Consider the following 24,355-nt stretch of genomic DNA (forward strand, 5'->3'; position numbering starts at 1 on the left):
TATATCTTTTAAATCAATACGGCAATGGATATTAAACGGAATTTGATAGAGACGATTGGGCATACGCCTTTAGTGCGGATGGAGCGGATAGCGGTACCCTATCAGGCGGTAGCGGAAATTGTGGCGAAGGTGGAGCGTTTTAATCCGGGCGGAAGCGTGAAAGACCGGGCTGCACTGGGAATGATTCAAGAGGCAGAACAGGACGGTTCCTTATCTCCAGGCGGAACGATTATCGAACCAACGAGCGGAAATACGGGTGTCGGATTGGCTTGGATTGCCCGGTTGAAGGGGTATCGGGTGGTATTGACGATGCCGGAAAGCATGAGTCTCGAACGACGGAAATTACTACAAGCGTCAGGAGCCGAATTGATACTTACGCCGGCTTCGGAAGGAATGACAGGAGCTATCCGTCGGGCAGAAGAGCTTCACCAACAGACACCGGGAAGCATTATCTTGGGACAATTCGAGAATCCGGCGAATCCTCGGGCACACGAAACGACAACGGCCGAGGAGATTTGGCAAGATACGGATGGAAAGGTGGATGTATTCGTCGCCACGGTCGGGACAGGCGGTACACTCACAGGGACGGCCCGCGGATTGAAACGGCATCATCCGTCGATACGCATCGTAGCGGTCGAGCCGGCTTCCTCTCCCGTACTTTCGGGCGGAAAGGCAGGTAAGCACGCCATTCAAGGCATCGGAGCAGGATTTGTCCCGCAGAACTATGACGCGACATGGGTGGATGAAGTGATTACAATTACGGATGAGGAGGCTTTCCGCACGATGCGTGAGTTGGCATCGATGGAAGGTTTGCTGGTCGGCATCTCGTCGGGAGCGGCGATGGCGGCAGCTCTTCAAGTGGGACAACGAACTGAATACAAAGGGAAACGCATTGTCGTACTCCTACCCGATACGGGTGAACGTTATCTTTCTCTTTGGTGATTCATCCATTTCAAGGCGATAGATTAAAAATTATACACTATCTTTGCACAAAACGATAGCTTTATGAAACGAATTCATTTATTTTTATTGGCATTATTTTGCCTCATGGCGCTTCCGGCGCAAGCCCAATTCAAATGGGGCGTAAAAGGAGGCATGAACATTTCAAGTATTCATTTCTCGGATTTGCCCGAGACTTTCTCGTCGAGTAACGTGACAGGTTTCCACGTGGGACCCATGATTGAGTTGATGGCTCCGTACGTAGGATTAGGTTTCGATGCAGCCATCCTCTATTCGCAAACAGGCGTGGAAATGGGTGTGCAAGAAATTAAAAACGATTATCTCGACATCCCTGTACACCTGAAATGGAAGTTTGGGCTTCCGGTGGTGAAAATCTATGCCGCAGCAGGTCCGTTCGTCGGATTCCGGTTAGGAGGAGATAAGATTTGGAACGTGTTGTCGGATCAGATTTCGTCGAAGAGCTTTAGCGCGGGTTTGGATTTCGGCGCGGGCGTCGAATTGTTCCGGCTGATACAAGTGGGTGTCAATTACCAGCTGGGCTTGACAAACAATTACAGCCTCAAACAACTGGATTTAGGAGGTAAGAATCGCGGATGGCAAATCTCGGCGGCTCTCCTTTTCTGAAATTAAACCAATAAGAACACGGAGGCACAGAGTCATTGCGTTTTCCATATAAATACGCTGTGGCTCTGTGTTTTTCATTCTACCTTTTGCGAATATGCCATTTGCCAACATCATTCTTCCACTTCCGTTAGAAAATAAATACACGTACCGCATCCCGGCTGATTTGGAGAAGAGCGTCACGACGGGTTGCCGGGTGATTGTTCATTTCGGTGCCAAACATTTTTATACAGGTATCGTCGCGGAGGTCATGGATCGTCCGCCTTCCGAAGAGATGGAGTATAAGGAGATTTACGCCCTCTTGGACGCTGCCCCCATCCTTCGTCGTCCGCAACTTCGTTTTTGGCAATGGATTGCTTCGTATTACCTCTGCCAATTGGGGGATGTATATAAGGCGGCCTTGCCTTCGGGACTCAAATTGGAAAGCGAAACGACGGTGGCCCTTCATCCGGATTTCGAAGCAGAGGCTCCGTTGAAACCGACCGAGCAGGCCGTGCTCGATGCCTTCGGGGCTTTGCCTACGAAACTCACCGCCTCCGAACTGGCGCGCAAGACGGGGCTTCGCAATATCCTGCCTATCCTCTCTTCGCTGATGGCAAAAGGGGCTATCCTGGTGGGGGAAGAATTGCGCAAGGGTTTTACACGCAAGACGGAGACATACGTCCGCCTCTCTCCGAAATGGACCTCAGACGCGGCTTTGCGGGAGGCTTTCCTCCTCCTCCACCGTTCGCCCAAGCAGGAACAGTTGCTTCTCCATTTCCTGGATTTGAGCCAAACGTTGAATCCGGCGTTGGCGAAAGAACTCTCCAAAAAGGAATTGCTCGAATCGGAAGGAGGAAATACGGCCGTGTTGAACAACCTCGTGAAGCGCGGCATCCTCGAATACTACGAAAAAGAAATCAGTCGCTTGCAACGCCACGTCTGCCGGGTGCAGGAGTTGAATCCGCTCACCGACGCGCAACAGGCGGCTTACGGACAAGTGCTCGACGCCTTCCGGCTGCATGAGACTTGTCTCCTCCACGGCGCGACCTCGTCGGGAAAGACCGAATTGTATATCCACCTGATCGCGCAAGTGCTCCGCGGCGGGCGGCAAGTGCTTTACCTCCTGCCGGAGATTGCCATCACGACCCAAATCACCGAGCGGTTGGCGCGTGTCTTTGGCGACCAACTCTTGGTTTATCATTCCAAATTCTCGGACAACGAGCGGGTGGAGGTCTGGAACCGGCTCCTGCACGATGGGAGTCCTCGCGTCGTCCTCGGCGTGCGCTCCTCGCTCTTCCTCCCGTTCAAAGACTTGGGATTGATTATCGTCGACGAAGAGCACGAAGGCAGTTACAAGCAGCAAGACCCGGCTCCGCGCTATCATGCCCGCAACGCGGCCCTCGTCCTCGCGAACATGCACGGCGGGAAGACGCTCCTCGGCTCGGCGACTCCTTCGCTCGATTCCTATTTCAATGCCCTCTCGGGCAAATTCGGCCTCGTGGAACTGAAAGAGCGTTACGGCGGCGCGCTTCCTCCGGAGATGCTGATTGTCGATACGAAAGAGATGAAGCGGAAGAAACTCATGAAGCACCCGCTCTTCTCTCCGCCCCTCCTCGCGGAAATAGAGCGGACGCTCGCGGCGGGCGAACAGGTCATCCTCTTCCAAAACCGGCGTGGCTTTGCCCCAATGATGGAGTGCAAGGCTTGCGGATGGGTGCCTCGTTGCGCGAATTGCGACGTGAGCATGACCTACCACAAGCGGCAGGGCCTCCTCGTCTGCCATTATTGCGGATACAGCCTCCGTCCGCCTCAGCAGTGCCCGGCGTGCGGCACGGACGATTTCCAACTCTTTGGCTTCGGGACGGAAAAGGTAGAGGAAGAGGCGCAGGCTCTTTTCCCCAGCGCCCGCATCGTCCGCATGGACCTCGATACCACCCGCACCCGCACGGCCTACGAGCGCATCATCCACGACTTCGAACAGCAGCGGACCGACATCTTGATTGGCACGCAGATGATTTCCAAGGGGCTGGACTTCGCGCACGTGGGCGTCGTGGGCATCCTCCATGCCGACGGACTCATGAACTACCCCGACTTCCGAGCCTACGAGCGTGCCTTCCAGCTCATGGTGCAGGTGAGCGGGCGCGCCGGGCGGCGAGACAAGCGGGGGAAGGTGGTCCTCCAGACTTCCCAGCCGGAGCATCCGCTCATCCAACTGGTCGCGCAGGGTGCCTACCGGGAGATGGCGGACGGACAACTCGCCGAGCGCAGCCAGTTCCGCTACCCGCCCTACTATCGCCTCATCATCCTGGTACTCCGCAGCCGGCACGAGCCGCTGGTGCACGACCTGGCTCGCATCCACGCCGAGCAGCTCCGCACGCTCCTGGGCGACCGCGTCCTGGGGCCCGTCACGCCGCCCGTCGCGTTCGTGCAATCCCTCCACATCCGCCAGATTGTCTTGAAGATTGAAATCACAGCCGCCATCCAGCCCGTGCGCGACCTCCTCCTCCGCGCTGCCCAAGAGACTGCCGCCCGCTATCCGGACTTCCGCAAGCTCCTCCTCCATTACGACGTGGACCCCTATTGACAATGGAGAATTGACAATGGACAATGGACAGTTTCCCCGTTCGTAGGGGGCTGTGTCAAAATGCTATCTGAAAAGCTCCCCTGCTCATAGGGGAGCTCCCCGAAGGGGTGAGGGGTTATTGTTTATTATGAGAGATTTAACCCCTCAGTCTCAGCTATCGCTTCGCCAGCTCCCCTACGAGCAGGGGAGCTTTTCAGATAGTATTTTGATACCCACTCTCATGAATCTAAAAAAATCGAATACAAAAAAGGGCGGACACCCAGGTCCGCCCCTACAAGCATATTCATTGTCAATTGTCAATTCTCAATTGTCCATTACCATAACGTGATGGGTTCCGGATATTCCACCACCAGCGGACTTCCGCCATCATACGTTTCGATGCGGACTTTATATTGACCTTCCGTCAAATCCGGGACCATGGTAAATTCGAAACTGTTTTCCGTGACGTTGGTGATAGTCGCCGGTTTAATCCATTCCGGATAATCCTGGTCGTTGATAAGCGCGACGACATGATCCAGCGTACCATCCGCACCTTTCAGGGTAAAGCCTTGATATTCCACCATGGTTTGTTCATCCCGCCCGATACGATGTGGATTCTCCGGGTCGCCTCCCTCCTTCTGGTAAACGGCGGTGATTTCCGGAGTGACGGGTTCGGGCTCCGGCATACTTTCCGGCGTGCTGGGACCGGTTCCGGTTTCTGCGATGTGCGCGAATGTTCTTACAGTATCATCCACGCTTTTTACAAACTGGTTTATTTCATCCGTCGGTTGTATAATAGCAAACACATTGACCACCTGTACAATCTGTTGATAAAGAGTATTAGCCGTTTCCATTAAATCCTCCGACTTCACATCGCTCTGCCGAGACATCTCTCCATATTCCGCGATACGTTTTTCAAAAAGTTCATCAAACACATTGTTAGCAGAACGTAACGATTCAATCTCGTCTGAAAGATGCAAAGCCTCGACAGCTTCCGCATTTTCCTCTTTGTCGAGGACAGCCAACATGCCATTGACCTCATCCGTCTGTTTGGAATACTCGTGGGTACCGATAGCCCGATAAGGCGAAAGTTGCGGGCTCAGCAACTGCGCCGCTGCCTGTCTGGCCGCAACCGTAGAAGTAAGATTTATACGCACCATATTGTAAATCAATCCCGTTGCGCGGTCGCGCACATCATCCGCCTTCCGCAATTCGGCGGTGGTAATGAGTGCCCGCTGGCGATTTACAACGGAAGATAACGTAGTAGAAGCATTAGCATAGGGAGAAGCCAACGTTTCGATATGTAGCGCTGCCGGGGTGGCTACCGTTATCAATTTGTTTATTTTTCGGTGAAAATTACTGCATGAGGCGATTGTCATCTGACTCATTGCAAAAGCTCTAATTTGGAGTGCCATATCACGATTCAATTTAAGAATTAGTACTCTGTTATCGATTTCAAAGGTAGGTATTTCTTTTTCATAGAAAAATTTTCTGATGTTAATACTATATTAATATAGGTTTAAAATAGTAGAGAAGAAGGTAAACAGATATATGTTCAGGTCTCCCAATCCCTTGAGAAGGGTAAACAGATATCTGTTCAGGTCTCCCAATCCCTTGAGAAGGGCAAACAGATATCTGTTCAGGTCTCCCAACTCCTTGAGAAGGGCAAACAGATATCTGTTCAGGTCTCCCAACCCCTTGAGAAGGGCAAACAGATATCTGTTCAGGTCTCCCAACCCCTTGAGAAAGGCAAACAGATATCTGTTCGGTACTTTTTATTTGAAATAATAGCTGAACCCGATGGTGGGCTCAAGATTGAACTCTAATCCGAACCTGTTTTGAGACTGGCTTTCATCAGTATTCCACTCGCGAGAATAATGGCTATATGCCAAATTCCCGCAAGAGAATGAAATACCAAATTTTTCTACAGGCTTAAATTCAAAGGCGCAAATAACAAATCCGCCTCCAAAAGTTTTATGTCCGTATGTATCTGTTGTTTGCGAATCGGTTTCCTCTTTAATCTTCCCAGTTTGGATTTCAATATAAACAGATGGGCGATAGTAGAAATTTTTCCCTAAATCTACATAATAGAACATCTCTGGGCGAAATACGAATGCCCCCTCTTTATCATATCGAATGGATTCTTCCGTACTATGTGAATTCCTTTCCTTTTCATGTTGATATCCAATTTTAGCACCTAAAGCCACATTGTCAGAGATAAAATAATAGATTTTGGGAAGAAATTTGAAACTCATTTCTTTATCCCAGAGGGTAGACTCGTTCCCAGACTTAATTTTAACTTCGGTAGAAACTATTGAAAAGTCTCCACCAATGACCCAATCACCTTCATCTTGTGCCTTAGCTACAAAACTTACAAGTGCAAATAGCACCAAATACATCCATTTTTTCATTGTCTTTATCGTTTAAGATTAATACTAAATCAAAAGAATACTTTACTTATTTTTCTTTTTGCAAAGATATGTTACTTCTGAAAAGTATTTGGGATGAAGCTGTTGCTAAGAATGCTACAGTTTTGTGGCGTATTTTACATCAGGTATGGCTTTCATGCATGTGCTGGGAAAGGTCGGCAAAGAAATCATGCTCCAAAATGAGCGATATTCTTTTCAACTGTTCTGTATTGAGGCTCTCTTTTGCAAATAGCCGGTATATGTTCGAACGGTCACACGACAGTTTCCGGGCAAACCAGCTGATACTTCGCTCTTGTCTCTCTAATTCTTCTTTTATTAAAACTCCAATGGGCTTCATAAGAATACAAATTTGCCAATTGTTTCCCTGTTTTGGCGATTAACACAATCATGGTAAGACAACAAAAAACGTGGGAAACTACGAAAACTTATCCCACAAGTAGGCTTCTCGCATTGCCTTCAGAAAAGGATAAGCAACGCAGTAAGCCCACGCAATGGTATACAATGGCATCTGACGCGATTACGCCAGTATGCCCAATACACATGCTTGAACGTTCCCGTTGCCATATCTTCTTTCCTGAATAAATTTTGCGAGAATTTACTTGTAGAAGATATACGTCGTAAACGTCTTTTTTTATGTCTGCATTCCCGTTAAAAGGAATGCGCTGCAAAGGTAAGAAGGATTATAAAAAAATCGAAACTTATATGCAAAAAAAGAACCTAAAAAAAGTATTTGGGAAACGAAAAGGTTTTTGAGGAAGATTACACTGAAGAGGAATGGATAAAGAAACTGGAACACACGGAGCCACATCCCCAGATTCCCAGCCCATTAGCCCGATGAACGAAAGAAAATGAGAAAAAAGTAGGCAAAAAGTTTGGTGGGTTCGAAAAAAGGCACTACTTTTGCAGCGTCAAACTCGGAAACGGGGGGAGACGAAAGCAAATGGCGAGATAGCTCAGCTGGTTAGAGCGCATGATTCATAATCATGAGGTCCCGAGTTCAATCCTCGGTCTCGCTACCGAAAAAGGAGCCGTTACGACGATTCGTAGCGGCTTTTTGTTTTGCTTCCCGGCAAAGGCGGCCGAAAAACATCTTTTCTCTCTATATAATTAAGGTATAGGGTTGGAAAAACGGCTGATATTTCGTACTTTTGCACGGTGAAAGGCGCGTGGAGGGGGCAAGGATGTGTCCCCTCGTTTTGTCTGAAGGCAACAGAAAAGCAAAAAGTATAGAAGAAGTATGATAACGAGAGATGTAATTGTGCAGTTGGCCGAAGAGAAACTGGCCTCTTCAGCGAATTACCTGGTGGATGTCGAGATTCGTCCGGGCAATGTGATAGTGGTAGAAATAGATAACGACGAGGCGGTTTCGATTGACGATTGCGCGGAACTGAGCCGGTATATCGAGGAGCACCTCGACCGGGACGCGGAAGATTTCGAACTGGAAGTAGGTTCGGCGGGGATTACGTCTCCCTTTAAAGTGCTTCGCCAGTACCAGAAGAACATCGGGAACGAGGTGGAAGTCTGGCTGGCAGGAGACGGGAAGCTGACCGGCGTGTTGAAATCGGCCGACGAGGCGGGCATCGTCCTCACGGTGCAAAAGCAAGTGAAGCCGGAAGGCGCCAAGCGCAAAATAACGGTCGAGGAAGACTTGGCCTATCCTTATAACGAAATAAAGAGTACAAAATATTTAATTAGATTCAAGTAAGTTATGGCGAAGAAAGAGGAAACAATCAGTATGATTGACACCCTTGCGGAATTCAAGGAGTTGAAAAATATCGATAAGGACACGATGATCAGCGTGCTGGAAGATTCGTTTCGCAACGTGATTGCGAAGATGTTTGGCACGGACGAAAACTACGATGTCATCATTAATCCCGAGAAGGGCGATTTTGAAATATGGAGAAACCGCAAGGTGGTGGCCGACGAAGATTTGACCGACCCGAACAAAGAGATTTCGCTGACGGAAGCGCGGAAAATCGAAGCCGATTACCAAGTGGGTGAAGAGCTGACAGACGAGGTGCATTTCGCAGACTTCGGGCGCCGTGCCATCCTGAACTTGCGCCAGACTTTGTCTTCAAAGATTCTTGAATTGCAGAAAGACAACCTGTTTGCCAAGTACAAAGACAAAATCGGTTCGATTATCGCGGCAGATGTATACCAGATTTGGAAGAAAGAGATGCTGCTTTTAGACGATGACGGGAATGAGCTCATCTTGCCGAAATCGGAACAGATTCCGGGCGATTTCTACCGCAAAGGAGAGACAGCCCGCGCGCTTATCCAGAAGGTAGACAATGTGAACAACAACCCGAAAATCATCCTTTCGCGTACGGATAAATTGTTCTTGCAACGGTTGTTTGAGCTGGAGGTACCGGAAATAAATGACGGCTTGATTACGATTCGCGCCATCGCCCGCATACCTGGCGAACGGGCGAAAGTAGCCGTAGAATCGTATGACGACCGCATCGACCCGGTGGGCGCTTGCGTCGGAATGAAGGGTTCGCGTATTCATGGGATCGTACGCGAATTGCGGAATGAGAATATCGACGTAATCAATTATACCACGAATACGTCGCTGTTCATCCAACGTGCATTAAGCCCCGCCAAGATTTCTTCCATCCGCGTAAACGAGGAAGAACATCGGGCAGAGGTCTATTTGCGCCCGGAAGAGGTATCGCTGGCTATTGGTAAGGGTGGATTGAATATCAAGTTAGCTTGCATGCTGACAGGATTTACGATTGATGTATTCCGTGATATCGACGGCACCGACGAAGAAGATATCTATCTGGACGAGTTTGCCGACGAAATAGACGGATGGGTAATTGACGCGCTGAAAAATATCGGTTGCTATACGGCTAAGAACGTATTGGCTATCCCGCAAGAAGAACTTGCAGAGCGCGCCGACTTGGAGGAATCGACAGTAGAGGATGTATACCGAATCCTGGCTGCCGAATTTGAGGAAGATAATAATGAATAAGTTTTACGACAAAGTTTGATATGCCTATAAGATTAAGTAATGTATTAAAAGATATGAAGGTGGGGCTCAACACAGTGGTTGAGTTCCTCCATAAGAAAGGGTTTACGGATGAAGAGTTCAACTCGAATTCCAGATTAAGCGATGAACAGTATGCTTTGCTCGTAAAGGAGTTTGGGAAAAATAGAACTGTTGGGGGAAGCAGTACATTCCAAATGACAAAGTCTCAGAAAAAAAAGGTTCGGGAAGAGGAAACTCCTTCAGAAATCAAAACAGTGATTCCAGAGGAATTCCGCCCGAAAATTGTGACCAAAGGGCATATTGATTTGGATGCGACAAATAAGTCCGAAAAAAAAGAAGAAGTAAACGAAGAAATCAGTATTGAACCGGAACATGTTGTCGAGCCGCCTGTTGCAGAAATACAAATGCCGCAGAATGAAGCAGAAGAGCAAACAACAGCAAAAGAAGAAGTAAAAGAAATTATTGTGGATAAGGAAAAAACGGAAGAAAAGCAACCTGAAGCGGTCATATCCGAACAGGAAGAAAGCACGCAAAATAGTGCAGAAGCTAAGACAACGGAGGATACGGTTTTCAGATTGGGGACTCCAAGGCTTGAGTCGAAGGTTAAGGTCATGGGTAAGATTGATTTGGAAGCGCTCAATCAATCTACTCGTCCTAAGAAAAAGACGAAAGAAGAACGACGGAAAGAACGAGACGAAAAGCAAGCCAATAATGGGAATCGCCCGGGACAGCCATCGAATGCCAAAGGAGGAAAAGACGCGCAACGTCCCTCCAATAACAATACCAACGCTGTTACTACAACCGGAAAAACGGAAGAAGGCGATGGAAAAAAGAAACGGAAACGTATCAAAAAAGATCGCGTAGACGTAGAACGCGTTTCGGGAACGAATTTCCGTCCGGGACGTGAACGCAAAGAACGGGATGATCGAAAGCAACGTCTCAAAAAGCCGGTAAAAGCTGAAGTCAGCGAGGAAGATGTACAAAAACAAATCAAAGAGACATTAGCCCGCCTGACCAATAAAGGAAATAAGACAAATAAAGGAGCTAAATATCGCCGCGACAAACGAGATGCCATCCAAAAACGCGAGCACGAATTGCAGGAACAGGAAGAGAAGGAAAGCAAAATCCTGAAGTTGACAGAGTTCGTAACGGCTAACGACTTGGCAAACATGATGGATGTGCCCGTTACCAAAGTCATTGCTACATGTATGAGCATCGGCATCATGGTTTCTATCAACCAGCGTTTGGATGCAGAAACGATTAATATTGTAGCCGAAGAATTTGGTTTCCAAACAGAATATGTAAGCGCGGATGTGGTAGAAGCCATCAAAGCAGAAGAGGAAGATGACAACGAGGAAGATTGGGTTCCACGTCCGCCTATCGTCACGGTGATGGGACACGTCGACCACGGTAAAACATCGCTCTTGGATAATATCCGAAATGCGAATGTGATTGCGGGCGAGGCCGGCGGTATCACACAGCATATCGGTGCTTATAACGTGACATTGGCTAACGGTCGCCACATTACCTTCCTGGATACGCCGGGACACGAAGCATTTACCGCGATGCGTGCCCGCGGTGCGAAAGTGACGGATATCGCTATTATTATCGTAGCGGCAGACGATGCGGTAATGCCTCAAACTGTAGAGGCCATCAACCATGCTTCGGCAGCTGGAGTTCCGATTGTATTTGCGATTAACAAGATAGATAAACCTCACGCGAATCCAGATAAAATCAAAGAGGAACTGGCGAATATGAATTATCTGGTGGAAGATTGGGGCGGCAAATACCAATGCCAGGAAATATCGGCTAAGAAAGGCATCGGCGTGGACGAGTTATTGGAAAAGGTCTTGCTGGAAGCCGACTTGCTGGATTTGAAAGCCAATCCGATGCGTAAGGCTACGGGTTCTATCATCGAGTCATCGCTGGATAAGGGACGCGGCTATGTTTCTACGGTTCTGGTAGAGAACGGTACGCTGAAGATGGGTGATATCGTGTTGGCTGGTACGCACTACGGCCGTATCAAGGCCATGTTCAACGAACGTAATCAGCGCGTGCAGCAGGCAGGACCGTCGGAACCGGTATTGATATTGGGTCTGAACGGAGCTCCACAAGCAGGCGACACCTTCCATGTATTGGACACAGACCAAGAGGCTCGCGAGATTGCCACCCGCCGCGAACAATTACAGCGCGAATTGGGTTTACGTACGCAGAAGATGTTGACGTTGGACGATATCGGCCGCCGTATTGCAGTAGGAAACTTCCAAGAGCTGAACGTTATCGTGAAGGGCGATGTGGATGGTTCCGTCGAGGCATTGTCGGATTCGTTGATTCGCCTCTCTACGGAAGAGATTCAGGTGAACGTCATCCACAAAGCTGTGGGACAGATTTCCGAATCGGATGTAACCTTGGCTGCGGCGTCGAATGCCATCATCATCGGTTTCCAAGTACGCCCGTCTCAGTTAGCACGTCGCAGTGCCGAGCGTGAAGGTGTAGAAATTCGTTTGTATTCTATTATCTATGATGCCATCAACGAGGTGAAGAGCGCAATGGAAGGTATGCTCTCTCCGGATATCAAGGAAGAGGTTACGGCGAACGTCGAAGTGCAACAGGTATTCAAGATTTCGAAAGTGGGTACGGTTGCGGGCTGTATCGTGAAGGAAGGCAAAATCAAACGGAGCAACAAAGTGCGCCTGATTCGCGACGGTATCGTCATCCATTCCGGCGAACTGGGATCGTTGAAGCGCTTCAAGGACGACGTGAAAGAGGTTGTCGCGGGGCAAGATTGCGGTCTGAATATTGCCAACTTCGATAATGTTCAGGTAGGCGATATCATCGAAGCGTATGAAGAAACGGAAGTAAAGAAAACATTATAGTGTGAATTGGTTAGACATTGTTCTGCTTGTATTGGCAGGAATTGGATTGGTAAAGGGCCTGTTTGACGGTATCGTCAAACAGGTTGTTTCGCTTATAGCCCTGGTGGCCGCGATTCTCTTTTGTGCGGAAGTAGCGGCGTGGTTGAAAGGCTACATCGCCCAGCTGGGATGGTTGCCGGATTATGGGGTGACGATTGCAAGTTACGTCTTGGGCTTCATGCTGATTGTGGGCGTGCTGAAGTTGGCAGGCGATGCCATGGGGCATTTGATTGGCATCACGCCGTTAGGTATATTGAACCACCTGCTGGGCGGTTTCTTCGGGTTGATGTGTATGATGTTCTTCCTGAGTTTGCTGCTGAACGGCATGGAATATCTCGACGCCAGTTCGCATTGGATTCCGCGCGAGACCAAGGTCGAATCCCGTTTTTACGCGCCAATTAAGCAAATTGTCCCAACCATTTTCCCTGCAGACTTGTTTAGTAAGACGCAACAAGCTATAAATATATAAGGTATGCAAGATTCAAAAACTGTATTGGACGAAGTCACGAAAGGCGATTACAAGTATGGTTTCGTGACGGATATAGATACCGATGTCATTCATCGAGGATTGGACGAAGAGACCATCCGCCTCATCTCTGCCAAAAAGAACGAACCGGAGTGGTTGCTGGAATTTCGCCTGAAGGCCTTCCGCTATTGGCAGACGTTGGAGATGCCGGACTGGGCGCTCCTCCGCATCCCTCCTATCGATTATCAAGACATCATTTATTACGCTGCCCCAAAGCAAAAAGAGGGGCCGAAGAGCATGGACGAGGTGGACCCCGAATTGCTCAAGACCTTCGACAAGCTGGGCATTCCGCTTGAGGAGCAGAAGGTACTGAGCGGCATGGCGGTGGATGCCGTCATGGACAGCGTCTCGGTGAAGACCACCTTCAAGGAGAACCTCGCGGAAAAGGGCATTATCTTCTGCTCGTTCAGCGAGGCGGTGCAGCATCACCCTGATTTGGTGCAGAAGTATCTCGGAAGCGTGGTGAGTTACCGCGATAATTTCTTTGCGGCACTCAACTCGGCGGTCTTCTCCGACGGGTCGTTCATTTACATCCCGAAGGGCGTGCGCTGCCCCATGGAGCTTTCCACCTATTTCCGAATCAATGCGCAAAACACGGGGCAGTTCGAGCGCACCCTCATTGTGGCGGACGACGAATCCTACGTCTCTTACCTCGAAGGGTGCACCGCCCCGATGCGCGACGAGAACCAGCTCCATGCCGCCATCGTGGAAATCATCGCCCACGACCATGCCGAGGTGAAATACTCGACCGTGCAGAACTGGTATCCGGGCGACAAGGAGGGGAAGGGCGGAATCTACAACTTCGTCACGAAGCGCGGCCTCTGCAAAGGCGAAGGCAGCAAGATTTCGTGGACGCAAGTGGAAACCGGCTCCGCTATCACCTGGAAATACCCCAGTTGCATCCTTGCGGGCGACAATTCGGTGGGCGAGTTCTACTCCGTCGCCGTGACGAACAATTACCAGCAGGCCGATACGGGCACGAAGATGATTCACTTGGGGCGGAACACGCGCAGCACGATTGTCTCGAAAGGCATCTCCGCCGGGCATAGCCAGAACAGCTACCGTGGGCTGGTGAAGGTCTCGCCACGCGCCGAGGGGGCACGCAACCACAGCCAGTGCGACAGCCTTTTGCTCAGTCCCACCTGCGGCGCGCACACGTTCCCTTACGCCGACATACAAAACGAAACGGCAATCGTAGAACACGAGGCGACCACCAGCAAAATCAGCGAGGAGCAGCTCTTCTACTGCCAGCAGCGCGGTATCTCGACCGAAGAGGCCGTGGGACTTATCGTCAACGGGTATGCTCGCGAAGTGATGAACAAGCTCCCGATGGAATTTGCCGTCGAAGCGCAGAAATTGCTCAGCATCTCACTCGAAGGAAGCGTCGGATGAGGCTTATGCAGCCCTGCAATCCTCTCCCTGAGGCTCAGCGGACAAATTTCCCCAAGGAAATTCTTTCACTGAGGCTCAGCGGACAAATTTCCCCAAGGAAATTCTTTCACTGAGGCTCAGCGGGCAAATTTCCCCAAGGAAATTCCTTCACTGAGGCTCAGCGGGCAAATTTCCCTAAGGAAATTCCTTCACTGAGGCTCAGCGGGCAAATTTCCCTAAGGAAATTCCTTCACTGAGGTTCAGCGAACAAATTTCCCTAAGGAAATTCTTTCACTGAGACTCAGCGGGCAAATTGCAGCAAAACAAAGAGGGTACAGGCTTCTAAAAAGAAAATCGAATGAGAGCGAAGCGAAACAGATGGATTTGGTGCTGCCTTTGGGCGTTTTGCCCGCTCGGCGGACTGCAAGCGCAGTTTTGCACGGGCGACGACGAAGGCGGGGCGCGATGGGGATTGGAATACACGGGCGGCGTGATGGTCAAGCCGCTCCTGCAGGAAAATCCGCAGCAGGTATCGACGGGCCGCGGGCAATGGCAGTCGGTGCGCGGCGAATATTTTTTGCCGAAGAAATGGAGTATCCAAGCGGGATACTATCGTACGACATTGGATTATGGGCACACGAACCGGACGATGGAAGGTATCTCGATAGGTGCCAAGCGTTATTTCGTCCCCAACGACTGGCTGGTGCAACCCTACGTGGGTGCGGCGTGGCAATTCAACTGGAGCGGACGGCGCGAAGAATATACGTCCGGCTGGGAATCAGTCGGACAATCGGTTGTGGTTCGGCAAACGGCAGTTAATCCGCGCGTAACGTTCGTGCCATCGGTAGGCGTCGATGTGTACCTTTTCTCATCGGTCGCGCTGGTGGTGCGATATGATTTGGGTATCGGAATCGATTCGCGAACCCGCATCGAGGCCACAACCAACGACGGCACGACGTTCCGGATAAAAGATAAAGGCCTCTACCACGGGCTGAGCCTGGGAATCAGGCTGACCTTCCCGATGCACTTCTCCGAGCGGGATTTGCAGAGCGTAGGCGGACTCGGCGGACTCCTATTCGACTTGTGGGACGAAAGCCTCGACCGGAAATTACAAGAACAGATATTATATCGATAAGAACAAGAAAACAAAGAATAAAAAGAATATAGGTTAAAGAATCGTATGTTAGAGATAAAGAACTTACATGCCAACATCAATGGCAAGGAAATATTAAAGGGCATCAACCTCTCGGTGAAAGCAGGCGAGGTACATGCCATTATGGGCCCGAACGGATCGGGCAAAAGTACGTTGAGCAGCGTGCTGGTGGGTAATCCGGCCTTCACGGTGACGGAAGGCGAAGTGACATTCAACGGCAAAGACCTCCTCGCGTTCTCGCCCGAAGACCGTAGCCGCGAGGGGATCTTCCTGAGCTTCCAATATCCGGTCGAGATTCCGGGCGTGAGCATGGTAAACTTCATGCGGGCAGCCGTGAACGCGCACCGCGAATACAAAGGACTTCCGCCCGTATCGGCCACTGATTTCCTGAAGATGATGCGCGAAAAACGTGCCATCGTGGAGTTGGACAACAAACTAGCCAGCCGGAGCGTGAACGAAGGATTCTCAGGCGGAGAAAAGAAGCGGAACGAGATATTCCAAATGGCGATGCTCGAACCGAAGCTCTCCATCCTCGACGAGACAGACAGCGGACTCGACATCGACGCCCTGCGCATCGTGGCAAGCGGAGTGAACAAGCTAAAACGGGCCGACAACGCCACCATCGTCATCACCCACTACCAGCGCCTCCTCGATTACATCAAGCCCGACATCGTGCATGTGCTCTACAAAGGGCGCATCGTGAAAACGGCCGGCCCGGAACTGGCACTTGAACTGGAAGAACGAGGCTACGACTGGATAAAGAAAGAATTCGAATAATTGACAAGCTGTTTTATGAAAGCTGAACAACAATACATAGACCTTTTCTCCCAATGCGAGGATTTGATTTGCCGCAAAAGCGCGCCGGTACTGAATGCACTTCGGGCGGAAGCGTTTGCCGAGTTCGAACGACTGGGATTTCCTTCGCTGAAAGGGGAAGATTATAAATACACCGACGTGGCGAGAGCCTTCGCTCCCGACTATGGATTGAACCTGAACCAGCTGGAGATTCCGGTGAATCCCTACGACGTGTTCCGTTGCGACGTGCCTAACTTAAGCACTTCGCTGTATTTCGTCGTGAACGATATGTTCTATAATAAAGCATTACCCAAAGCGCACCTGCCGGAAGGCGTTTATGCCGGTGGACTGGCCGAGTTCGCACAGCAATACCCGGAAGTGGCCGGACGTTATTACGGAAAAGCAGCCGCATTGGCCATGAATGGCATGACGGCACTCAACACCATGCTAGCGCAAGATGGTTTCGTGGTGTACGTTCCCAAAGCCACAGTCGTAGAACGTCCTATCCAATTAGTAAATGTCTTCCGAAGCGACGTGGACACGATGGCCAACCGCCGCATCCTTTTCATTGTCGAAGAAGGAGCCGAAGCGAAACTCCTCGCGTGCGACCATAGCATCGACGACGTGAAGTTCCTTTCCAACCAAGTCGTTGAGCTCTTTGCCGGCGCCAACGCCCGCGCCGATTACTATGACCTGGAGGAGAGTAGCGTGTCGACTACCCGTTTCTCATCGCTCTACGTAAAGCAAGCAGCAAACTCAAACGTAGTGGTCAATGGTATCACCTTGACGAACGGCCTGACGCGCAACAACTATCACGTTTCGTTGGAAGGCGAAGGAGCTGAGATTTCGCTCTGTGGTATGTCAGTGCTCGACCGCGAACAACAGTTGGATACTTACTCGCACGTAACACACCACGTTCCACGTTGTACATGTAATGAATTATTCAAGAACGTCCTGAACGACCACGCCGTCGGTGTGTTCAGTGGACGTATCCTCGTAAAGCAAGGGGCAGATAAGACCTCTGCCTACCAGACGAACCGCAACCTCTGCACCACACGCGAATGCCGCATGTACAGCAAACCGCAATTGGAAATCTATGCCGACGACGTCAAATGCTCGCATGGGATGACTACCGGCCAATTGGACGAGAATGCCCTCTTTTATATGCAGAGCCGCGGTATTTCACGCGAGGAGGCGCGCATGTTGCTAAGCGTCGCTTTTACCTCCGACGTCATTGAGCATATCCGCGTAGACGCACTGAAAGACCGCCTACATAAATTAGTTGAGAAGCGATTCCGCGGCGAATTGGCCAAATGCGCCGGTTGTCGAATCTGTAAATAAAATGACATATTGCTGTCATGATTTTGTAATGGATAAGGTTTTATATTTGCACTCAAAAGTTTAGGGGTTGTATCCTTGAATATTTCTATTTTTAGTGCATGGCCATTATCCCGAAAGCGTAGTAGGGATAATGGTTTTTTCGTATCTTTGGAGCTGTTTTAATAGCATAGGAGAAAACATTATGTTAGATATACAAACTATTCGGGAAGATTTCCCCATCCTTTCGCATCAAGTATATGGAAAACCGTTGGTCTATCTGGACAATGCGGCCACAACACAGAAACCGCGCTGCGTAGTGGAAAAGATTGAAAAGGGTTATTATAATGTAAATGCCAATATTCACCGGGGTGTCCATTTCTTAAGCCAAGAAGCAACTGAAGCACACGAAGAAGCGCGACAAACGGTACAGCACTTCCTAAATGCCCGTTCGTCGAATGAAATCGTCTTCACGCGCGGCACAACGGAATCCATCAATCTGGTAGCTTCCAGTTTTACGGACGAATGTATGTCGGCGGGCGACGAGGTGATTCTTTCCGTTATGGAACATCATTCCAACATCGTGCCCTGGCAAATCCAAGCAGCCAAAAAGGGTATTACACTTCGTGTCATCCCGATGAACGAACGAGGCGAATTGCAGTTGGATGAATACAAAAAGCTTTTCACCGAACGGACGCGATTAGTTGCCGTAACGCAGGTCTCGAATGTCCTTGGAACGGTAAATCCTGTGAAGGAAATCATCGCTATCGCTCACGAACAAGGCGTGCCAGTATTGGTAGACGGCGCCCAATCGACTCCGCACATGAAGGTGGACGTACAAGATTTGGATGTCGAGTTCTACGTCTTTTCCGGACATAAGATTTATGGCCCCACAGGTATTGGCGTACTTTACGGGAAAGAAGAATGGCTTGACCGCTTGCCTCCTTACCAAGGGGGAGGCGAAATGATCGCTTCCGTCTCGTTCGAGAAAACGGTATTTGGCGAACTGCCGTTCAAATTCGAAGCAGGAACGCCCGACTTCATTGGAAGCACTGCCCTTGCGGAAGCACTTCGCTATGTGGAAAAACTGGGAATGGATCATATTGCTATGTACGAACAAGAGTTGCTCCGCTATGCTACCGAGCGTCTTTCAGCTATCGAAGGAATGCGCATCTTGGGGACTGCTGCAGATAAGGGAGCCGTGCTCTCTTTCCTCGTCGGTTCGATTCATCATTATGATATGGGCATGTTGCTCGACCATCTGGGCATCGCCGTCCGCACCGGACACCATTGTGCTCAGCCGCTCATGCAAGCCTTAGGCATCGAAGGTACCGTCCGTGCCTCTTTCTCGTTCTATAATACGAAAGAAGAAATCGACATCTTGGCGGAAGGTATCGAACGGATCCGGAAGATGTTTTAATATTATCTCTATAACAAAAAACTCCTGCAACCACGAGGATTACAGGAGTTTATATCTAAAGAAGAATCTTTTTACTTCTTCATTGCCTCTTCGATAGCCACTGCAACAGCCACCGTTGCACCTACCATCGGGTTGTTACCCATTCCGAGGAAGCCCATCATTTCTACGTGTGCTGGAACAGATGAAGAACCAGCGAACTGTGCGTCGGAGTGCATACGACCCATCGTGTCGGTCATACCGTAAGATGCAGGACCTGCTGCCATGTTATCCGGATGCAATGTACGTCCCGTACCACCACCAGAAGCTACAGAGAAGTACGGCTTGCCAGCCAATACGCGTTCTTTCTTGTAAGTTCCGGCAACTGGGTGCTGGAAGCGAGTCGGGTTCGTAGAGTTACCCGTGATAGAAACATCTACATCTTCCTTCCACATGATGGCTACACCTTCGCGAACATCATCAGCGCCGTAGCATTTTACTTTTGAACGGAGACCGTCTGAGTAAGGGATTTCTTCTACGACATTCACTTCGCCCGTCATGTAATCGAACTGAGTCTGAACGTAAGTAAAGCCGTTGATACGAGAGATAATCTTCGCAGCGTCTTTACCCAGACCGTTCAAGATAACACGAAGCGGAGTCTTACGTACTTTGTTTGCCATTTCAGCAATCTTGATAGCACCTTCAGCTGCTGCAAAAGATTCGTGACCTGCCAAGAAAGCGAAGCACTTTGTTTCTTCGCGGAGCAAACGAGCTGCCAAATTACCGTGACCGATACCTACCTTACGGTCGTCAGCCACAGAACCTTTGATACAGAATGCCTGCAAACCAATACCGATAGCCTCTGCTGCATCCGCTGCATTGGTGCAACCTTTCTTAATAGCGATAGCAGCACCTACCACATAAGCCCAGCAAGCATTTTCGAAGCAGATAGGCTGCGTCTCTTTACACATTGTATAAGGGTCAAGGCCTTTCGCTTCGCAAATAGCTTTTGCGTCTTCGATGCCATTGATACCATATTCATTCAAAACCGCGTTGATATGATCGATTCTGCGGTCGTAACTTTCAAATAAAGCCATATTCTTTTTACTTTTTAAAATTCTTTTGTACGAGAAATAATGAAACTAAGAAATTGAAAACCAGCACGCCTCCACAACAAGCTACGAAGAACGCCATCCAAGGCTTCTCTCCTTTCATCACAAAATAAGTGATACCTGTCCCTACTACTGTAATCAGGATAAGCCCGATGAGGATTCGTGTCAAGATTTTCTTATTCATTACGAGGATCGATATATTTTACTGCGTCTTTGAAACGTCCGTAAGTACCTTTAGCCTTAGCCAATGCTTCGTTGGCATCTACACCTTTCTTCACCATATCCATGAACTTGCCTAGGTGAACAAATTCATAACCGATTACTTCATCGTTTGCATCTAAAGCCATGCGTGTGCAATAACCTTCTGCCATTTCCAAGTAACGAGTTCCTTTTACTTTTGTACCGAACATCGTACCTACTTGGCTACGAAGACCTTTTCCTAAATCTTCCAAAGAAGCGCCAATAACCAAACCGCCTTCCGAGAAAGCTGATTGCGTACGACCGTAAACAATCTGAAGGAACAATTCACGCATTGCTGTATTGATAGCGTCACAAACCAAATCTGTATTCAGAGCTTCCAGCAATGTCTTACCCGGGAGAATTTCAGATGCCATAGCTGCCGAGTGCGTCATACCCGAGCAACCTAATGTTTCCACCAATGCTTCTTCAATGATTCCGTCCTTCACGTTCAGCGTTAATTTACAAGCACCCTGCTTCGGAGCGCACCAACCGATACCGTGAGTCAAACCTGAAATGTCAGTAATCTGAGTTGCTCTCACCCATTTTCCTTCTTCTGGAATCGGAGCGCAAGGATGGTTAGCGCCCTTTTTCACAACACACATGTGTTGCACTTCATGTGAATAAACCATAATCGCTAATTTATTTATGTTTCTAATAACACTAAAACCTTGTAATCTCACTTTTTATATAAGACCCTACAAAGGTAGATATTTTTATTGGCTCCGGCAATATGCACCCCTATTTTTTTGACATAATCTTTGTTTGCTGCCTACGGACAAAAACGTTTCCTGTTGACAATTTTTGTTTTCCTCCTTTTCTATTCTCCACGTATCGTCGATATTTTTATATCTTTAGGTTGAAGATACATAAATATCGACGATATTTATACAAACATCGTCGATACGCCAAGAATTGTTCAGCATAAAAGAAAGTTTTCTTGCCCGACTTGAAAAGTTTTCCCCAGGCATTTCCCCTTTTCGGAATCTGCCTTTTTAGCAGTAACCTTCCTCTTTCAGGCAGAAATAATGGCAGGAATGGAATGTTAAAAAGGTACTTTGCGATACAAGATACTGTTAAGTGGGCTTTATGCGGAAAGTGAGCAGGTTAAAAGTGATAAAAAATCAAGTGCAAAAGGAATATATGTACATTTTTTGCTCTTTCTTTGTCGCATCGAAAGATAAAAAAGTGAATGTTGAACTAAACGATTGTATTATGAAAACAGTTTGGAAAGGTGTGATAGGGGTAGCCTTGGTAGCTGCCATAAGTGCCGGTACGGCTATTGGAACGAATAATTATATAATGAGTAAACAATCGTATGCGGCGGGTGACAGTACGGCGTCGGTATTCAACCAGCCGGTACGTTTGGTGAATTATAATAATGTAGCGGCCGAGAATACGGACTTCACGGCGGCGGCCGAGAGCGCTGTGCATGGCGTAGTACATATTATGGCCACCACGAATGCTTCAGAGCCTTCGATGGATGGGCGTTATGTCGACCCCTTTGAGTTGTTCTTTGGTTTCGGAGGAGGTTTTCAACGTCCTCAACCGCAACCGAAAGTAGGTTCGGGTTCGGGTGTGATTATCTCAACCGATGGATATATCATTACGAACAATCACGTGGTAGAAGGCGCGGACGAATTGGAAGTGACGTTGAATGATAACCGGAAATTCGAGGCGAAATTAATAGGTACCGATCCAGTAACAGATATCGCCTTGATTAAAATAGACGCGAAAGATTTACCAACAATCCCCTTCGGCGATTCGGAAAAGCTAAAGGTAGGCGAATGGGTATTAGCCGTTGGTAATCCTTTCAACTTGACTTCTACCGTGACGGCTGGTATTGTAAGTGCCAAAGGACGTGGCTTCACGATGACAGGCAATAATGACAAGAATAAAATCCAATCGTTCATCCAGACGGATGCTGCTGTAAATCCAGGAAACAGTGGCGGTGCATTGGTGAATACGAAAGGAGAATTGGTTGGTATCAATACCATGATTTATTCAGAGACGGGTAATTTTGCGGGATATTCCTTTGCCGTGCCTATCAGCATAGCCGGGAAAGTAGCCAGCGACTTGAAGCAATACGGTACCGTTCAGCGCGCCATGTTGGGCGTTATGATGATCGGCGTAGACGACATTATGGAAGCATTGAGCTATCCTAATATGCCCGACGAATACAAGAAGGAATATGAAGCCATGAAGGAAAAGATAAAAGTATCGGAAGGTGCTTATGTTTCCGACTTTGCCGAAAAGAGTGCCGCAAAAGCTGCAGGTATCGAGAAGGGCGATGTCATTATAGCAATCAATGGCACGAAGGTGAAATCCAGTCATACACTGCAAGAACAGATTAACAAGTATCGCCCAGGTGATAAAGTAAAAGTGACGGTAAATCGCCAAGGGACAGAGAAAACCTTCGAAGTGGAACTGAAAAATGCAGAAGGTAGCACGCGGGTCATTGAGGCAGTCAAAGGAAACAGTGCCGATGTTTTAGGTGCCGCATTCGAACCATTGAGCAACCAGCAAAAACGCGAACTGGGTGTAAGCTACGGTATCGAAGTAACGGGATTACTGAATGGTAAGTTGCGTGATGCAGGTATCAAGAAAGGATTTATCATCATGGTCGTAAACGATCAAAAGATTTCTGCGCCCGAACAGCTGGAAAAGATGGTAGACCGTCTTTTGAAGAGTTCATCTGATGAACGGTTCTTGGTCATCAAAGGCTTCTATCCAGAAAATGGAAGGACGAAAATCTACGCAATCGACTTAAATGAATAAATAAATTTCCTGAAAAAGCAAATTTTCGGGAAAGAATTTGGTTAAATGATTATAATTAGCTGGGCGTGTGAAGCGTCCAGCTAATACCATTTGAAGAAAAAGTATTACTTTTGCAGTCTGTATTTTCAATTTAATTCGCTGGATGAGACAATTAAAAATTACAAAGTCCATAACCAACCGCGAAAGCGCTTCATTGGATAAGTATCTTCAGGAAATTGGCCGAGAAGATCTTATCACAGTAGAAGAGGAAGTTGAGTTGGCACAGGCAATCAAAAGAGGAGACCGTAAAGCATTAGAGAAGTTGACAAGAGCGAATTTGCGTTTCGTGGTATCCGTCGCTAAACAGTATCAAAACCAAGGATTAAGTTTGCCAGACTTGATAAATGAAGGCAACTTAGGTTTGATTAAAGCGGCAGAGAAGTTCGATGAAACACGAGGCTTTAAGTTCATTTCCTATGCCGTATGGTGGATTCGCCAATCTATTTTGCAAGCATTAGCAGAGCAAGCACGTATTGTTCGTTTGCCATTGAATCAGGTAGGTTCGTTGAATAAAATCAGCAAAGCCTTTTCCAAATTCGAACAAGAAAACGAACGTCGCCCATCGCCTGAAGAGCTTGCAGAAGAATTGGATATACCAGTGGATAAGATTTCCGATACGATGAAAGTGTCAGGCCGTCATATCTCGGTCGACGCTCCTTTCGTAGAAGGTGAAGACAATAGCCTGCTGGATGTGCTTGTGAACGACGACGCTCCGATAGCCGACCGGTCGTTGATGAACGAATCATTATCGAAGGAAATTGATAGAGCTCTTGCTACATTGACCGAAAGAGAAAGTGATATTATCAAAATGTTTTTCGGTATTGGGTGTCAAGAAATGACATTGGAAGAGATTGGCGACAAGTTTGGTCTCACTCGTGAGCGCGTCCGCCAAATCAAGGAAAAAGCCATCAGAAGATTAAGACAAGGAACGCGTAGCAAACTCCTCAAATCGTATTTGGGTTAATCTCGTAGAGAGATTCATACGAAAAAAGCTTCTTATCCCAAAAGATAGGAAGCTTTTTATTTATACCTATATTGGGCGGCAAACATAACTATATTCCGGCTCAGTAGAAATTTAGTGGGGATAAATTTGTTAGTTTGAAGAACAAACCTTTATTTTGCAGTATGGAAAACGATTATTTGAACATACTTGCCGGTATTGTACTCCC

The 24,355-nt window shown here is 48.4% G+C and carries 19 protein-coding genes and 1 tRNA gene; 15 read left to right on the forward strand and 5 right to left on the reverse strand.

Annotation, left to right across the window (positions count from 1 at the left end; all coding sequences use genetic code 11):
* Window positions 1–24: 24 nt before the first annotated feature.
* The 3 genes from cysK (at window position 25) to priA (ending at window position 4,147) form a co-directional block, all read left to right on the forward strand.
* On the forward strand, window positions 25–942 hold the full coding sequence (gene cysK / locus B5F77_RS03400) for a cysteine synthase A (protein WP_087327645.1): 918 nt from the start codon (window positions 25–27) through the stop codon (window positions 940–942).
* 63 nt (window positions 943–1,005) lie between these two features.
* Complete coding sequence (locus B5F77_RS03405; RefSeq protein ID WP_087327647.1) at window positions 1,006–1,584, forward strand: porin family protein; 579 nt, start codon at window positions 1,006–1,008, stop codon at window positions 1,582–1,584.
* 94 nt (window positions 1,585–1,678) lie between these two features.
* Window positions 1,679–4,147, forward strand: a complete 2,469-nt coding sequence (gene priA, locus B5F77_RS03410) for a primosomal protein N' (RefSeq protein ID WP_087327650.1) — start codon at window positions 1,679–1,681, stop codon at window positions 4,145–4,147.
* A 314-nt stretch (window positions 4,148–4,461) separates the two neighbouring features.
* Here the strand turns inward: priA and B5F77_RS03415 are convergent, their stop codons facing one another.
* A complete protein-coding gene (locus B5F77_RS03415) occupies window positions 4,462–5,514 on the reverse strand; it encodes a DUF6261 family protein (protein ID WP_140392805.1) in 1,053 nt (350 codons plus the stop codon).
* Window positions 5,515–5,901: 387 nt separating this feature from the next.
* Window positions 5,902–6,537, reverse strand: a complete 636-nt coding sequence (locus B5F77_RS03425) for an outer membrane beta-barrel protein (protein ID WP_087327659.1) — start codon at window positions 6,535–6,537, stop codon at window positions 5,902–5,904.
* 960 nt (window positions 6,538–7,497) lie between these two features.
* Between B5F77_RS03425 and B5F77_RS03435 the strand changes: the two genes are divergently transcribed.
* From B5F77_RS03435 to B5F77_RS03480, 10 genes are all read left to right on the forward strand, one after another.
* Window positions 7,498–7,571 (forward strand) — tRNA-Met (locus B5F77_RS03435).
* 221 nt (window positions 7,572–7,792) lie between these two features.
* Window positions 7,793–8,260 carry a ribosome assembly cofactor RimP gene (rimP, locus tag B5F77_RS03440; RefSeq protein ID WP_087327666.1) on the forward strand — a complete coding sequence of 156 codons (468 nt, stop codon included), beginning with the start codon at window positions 7,793–7,795 and terminating at the stop codon, window positions 8,258–8,260.
* Window positions 8,261–8,263: 3 nt separating this feature from the next.
* Window positions 8,264–9,529 carry a transcription termination factor NusA gene (gene nusA, locus B5F77_RS03445; protein ID WP_087327669.1) on the forward strand — a complete coding sequence of 422 codons (1,266 nt, stop codon included), beginning with the start codon at window positions 8,264–8,266 and terminating at the stop codon, window positions 9,527–9,529.
* Window positions 9,530–9,549: 20 nt separating this feature from the next.
* A complete protein-coding gene (infB, locus tag B5F77_RS03450) occupies window positions 9,550–12,423 on the forward strand; it encodes a translation initiation factor IF-2 (RefSeq protein ID WP_087327672.1) in 2,874 nt (957 codons plus the stop codon).
* 1 nt (window position 12,424) lies between these two features.
* A complete protein-coding gene (locus B5F77_RS03455; protein WP_087327675.1) occupies window positions 12,425–12,931 on the forward strand; it encodes a CvpA family protein in 507 nt (168 codons plus the stop codon).
* 3 nt (window positions 12,932–12,934) lie between these two features.
* On the forward strand, window positions 12,935–14,380 hold the full coding sequence (gene sufB, locus B5F77_RS03460; protein WP_087327678.1) for a Fe-S cluster assembly protein SufB: 1,446 nt from the start codon (window positions 12,935–12,937) through the stop codon (window positions 14,378–14,380).
* A 337-nt stretch (window positions 14,381–14,717) separates the two neighbouring features.
* Window positions 14,718–15,494 carry a hypothetical protein gene (locus B5F77_RS03465; protein WP_140392806.1) on the forward strand — a complete coding sequence of 259 codons (777 nt, stop codon included), beginning with the start codon at window positions 14,718–14,720 and terminating at the stop codon, window positions 15,492–15,494.
* A 45-nt stretch (window positions 15,495–15,539) separates the two neighbouring features.
* Window positions 15,540–16,289, forward strand: coding sequence for a Fe-S cluster assembly ATPase SufC (gene sufC / locus B5F77_RS03470; protein WP_087327684.1), 750 nt, complete (start codon window positions 15,540–15,542; stop codon window positions 16,287–16,289).
* 15 nt (window positions 16,290–16,304) lie between these two features.
* Window positions 16,305–17,648: a Fe-S cluster assembly protein SufD gene (gene sufD / locus B5F77_RS03475; protein WP_087327687.1), complete on the forward strand. Its 1,344-nt coding sequence runs from the start codon at window positions 16,305–16,307 to the stop codon at window positions 17,646–17,648.
* Window positions 17,649–17,829: 181 nt separating this feature from the next.
* Window positions 17,830–19,044 carry a cysteine desulfurase gene (locus B5F77_RS03480; protein WP_087327690.1) on the forward strand — a complete coding sequence of 405 codons (1,215 nt, stop codon included), beginning with the start codon at window positions 17,830–17,832 and terminating at the stop codon, window positions 19,042–19,044.
* A 71-nt stretch (window positions 19,045–19,115) separates the two neighbouring features.
* Here the strand turns inward: B5F77_RS03480 and B5F77_RS03485 are convergent, their stop codons facing one another.
* The 3 genes from B5F77_RS03485 to B5F77_RS03495 are packed head-to-tail and all read right to left on the reverse strand — an operon-like array spanning window position 19,116 to window position 21,001.
* A complete protein-coding gene (locus tag B5F77_RS03485) occupies window positions 19,116–20,117 on the reverse strand; it encodes a GGGtGRT protein (protein WP_087327692.1) in 1,002 nt (333 codons plus the stop codon).
* 7 nt (window positions 20,118–20,124) lie between these two features.
* On the reverse strand, window positions 20,125–20,316 hold the full coding sequence (locus tag B5F77_RS03490; protein WP_087327695.1) for a hypothetical protein: 192 nt from the start codon (window positions 20,314–20,316) through the stop codon (window positions 20,125–20,127).
* Window positions 20,309–21,001, reverse strand: coding sequence for a hypothetical protein (locus tag B5F77_RS03495; protein ID WP_087327698.1), 693 nt, complete (start codon window positions 20,999–21,001; stop codon window positions 20,309–20,311). Before B5F77_RS03495 ends, B5F77_RS03490 begins: the two co-directional genes overlap by 8 nt.
* 583 nt (window positions 21,002–21,584) lie before the next feature.
* Here B5F77_RS03495 and B5F77_RS03500 point away from each other — a divergent pair.
* Together B5F77_RS03500 and B5F77_RS03505 are read left to right on the forward strand one after the other, a co-directional pair.
* Window positions 21,585–23,147 (forward strand): Do family serine endopeptidase, encoded by a 1,563-nt coding sequence (locus B5F77_RS03500; protein ID WP_087327716.1) that lies wholly within the window; start codon window positions 21,585–21,587, stop codon window positions 23,145–23,147.
* A 142-nt stretch (window positions 23,148–23,289) separates the two neighbouring features.
* A complete protein-coding gene (locus tag B5F77_RS03505; RefSeq protein ID WP_087327701.1) occupies window positions 23,290–24,150 on the forward strand; it encodes an RNA polymerase sigma factor RpoD/SigA in 861 nt (286 codons plus the stop codon).
* Window positions 24,151–24,355 lie beyond the last annotated feature (205 nt).

Origin of the sequence: Parabacteroides sp. An277 (assembly GCF_002159645.1) — a bacterium.
Taxonomy (GTDB): domain Bacteria; phylum Bacteroidota; class Bacteroidia; order Bacteroidales; family Tannerellaceae; genus Parabacteroides.

Bases quoted from the DNA above. Each gene is read 5' to 3' on its own strand.
- cysK (WP_087327645.1), top strand. From the start codon at position 25: ATGGATATTAAACGGAATTTGATAGAGACGATTGGGCATACGCCTTTA.
- B5F77_RS03405 (WP_087327647.1), top strand. From the start codon at position 1,006: ATGAAACGAATTCATTTATTTTTATTGGCATTATTTTGCCTCATGGCG.
- priA (WP_087327650.1), top strand. From the start codon at position 1,679: ATGCCATTTGCCAACATCATTCTTCCACTTCCGTTAGAAAATAAATAC.
- B5F77_RS03415 (WP_140392805.1), bottom strand. From the start codon at position 5,514: ATGAGTCAGATGACAATCGCCTCATGCAGTAATTTTCACCGAAAAATA.
- B5F77_RS03425 (WP_087327659.1), bottom strand. From the start codon at position 6,537: ATGAAAAAATGGATGTATTTGGTGCTATTTGCACTTGTAAGTTTTGTA.
- rimP (WP_087327666.1), top strand. From the start codon at position 7,793: ATGATAACGAGAGATGTAATTGTGCAGTTGGCCGAAGAGAAACTGGCC.
- nusA (WP_087327669.1), top strand. From the start codon at position 8,264: ATGGCGAAGAAAGAGGAAACAATCAGTATGATTGACACCCTTGCGGAA.
- infB (WP_087327672.1), top strand. From the start codon at position 9,550: ATGCCTATAAGATTAAGTAATGTATTAAAAGATATGAAGGTGGGGCTC.
- sufB (WP_087327678.1), top strand. From the start codon at position 12,935: ATGCAAGATTCAAAAACTGTATTGGACGAAGTCACGAAAGGCGATTAC.
- B5F77_RS03465 (WP_140392806.1), top strand. From the start codon at position 14,718: ATGAGAGCGAAGCGAAACAGATGGATTTGGTGCTGCCTTTGGGCGTTT.
- sufC (WP_087327684.1), top strand. From the start codon at position 15,540: ATGTTAGAGATAAAGAACTTACATGCCAACATCAATGGCAAGGAAATA.
- sufD (WP_087327687.1), top strand. From the start codon at position 16,305: ATGAAAGCTGAACAACAATACATAGACCTTTTCTCCCAATGCGAGGAT.
- B5F77_RS03480 (WP_087327690.1), top strand. From the start codon at position 17,830: ATGTTAGATATACAAACTATTCGGGAAGATTTCCCCATCCTTTCGCAT.
- B5F77_RS03485 (WP_087327692.1), bottom strand. From the start codon at position 20,117: ATGGCTTTATTTGAAAGTTACGACCGCAGAATCGATCATATCAACGCG.
- B5F77_RS03490 (WP_087327695.1), bottom strand. From the start codon at position 20,316: ATGAATAAGAAAATCTTGACACGAATCCTCATCGGGCTTATCCTGATT.
- B5F77_RS03495 (WP_087327698.1), bottom strand. From the start codon at position 21,001: ATGGTTTATTCACATGAAGTGCAACACATGTGTGTTGTGAAAAAGGGC.
- B5F77_RS03500 (WP_087327716.1), top strand. From the start codon at position 21,585: ATGAAAACAGTTTGGAAAGGTGTGATAGGGGTAGCCTTGGTAGCTGCC.
- B5F77_RS03505 (WP_087327701.1), top strand. From the start codon at position 23,290: ATGAGACAATTAAAAATTACAAAGTCCATAACCAACCGCGAAAGCGCT.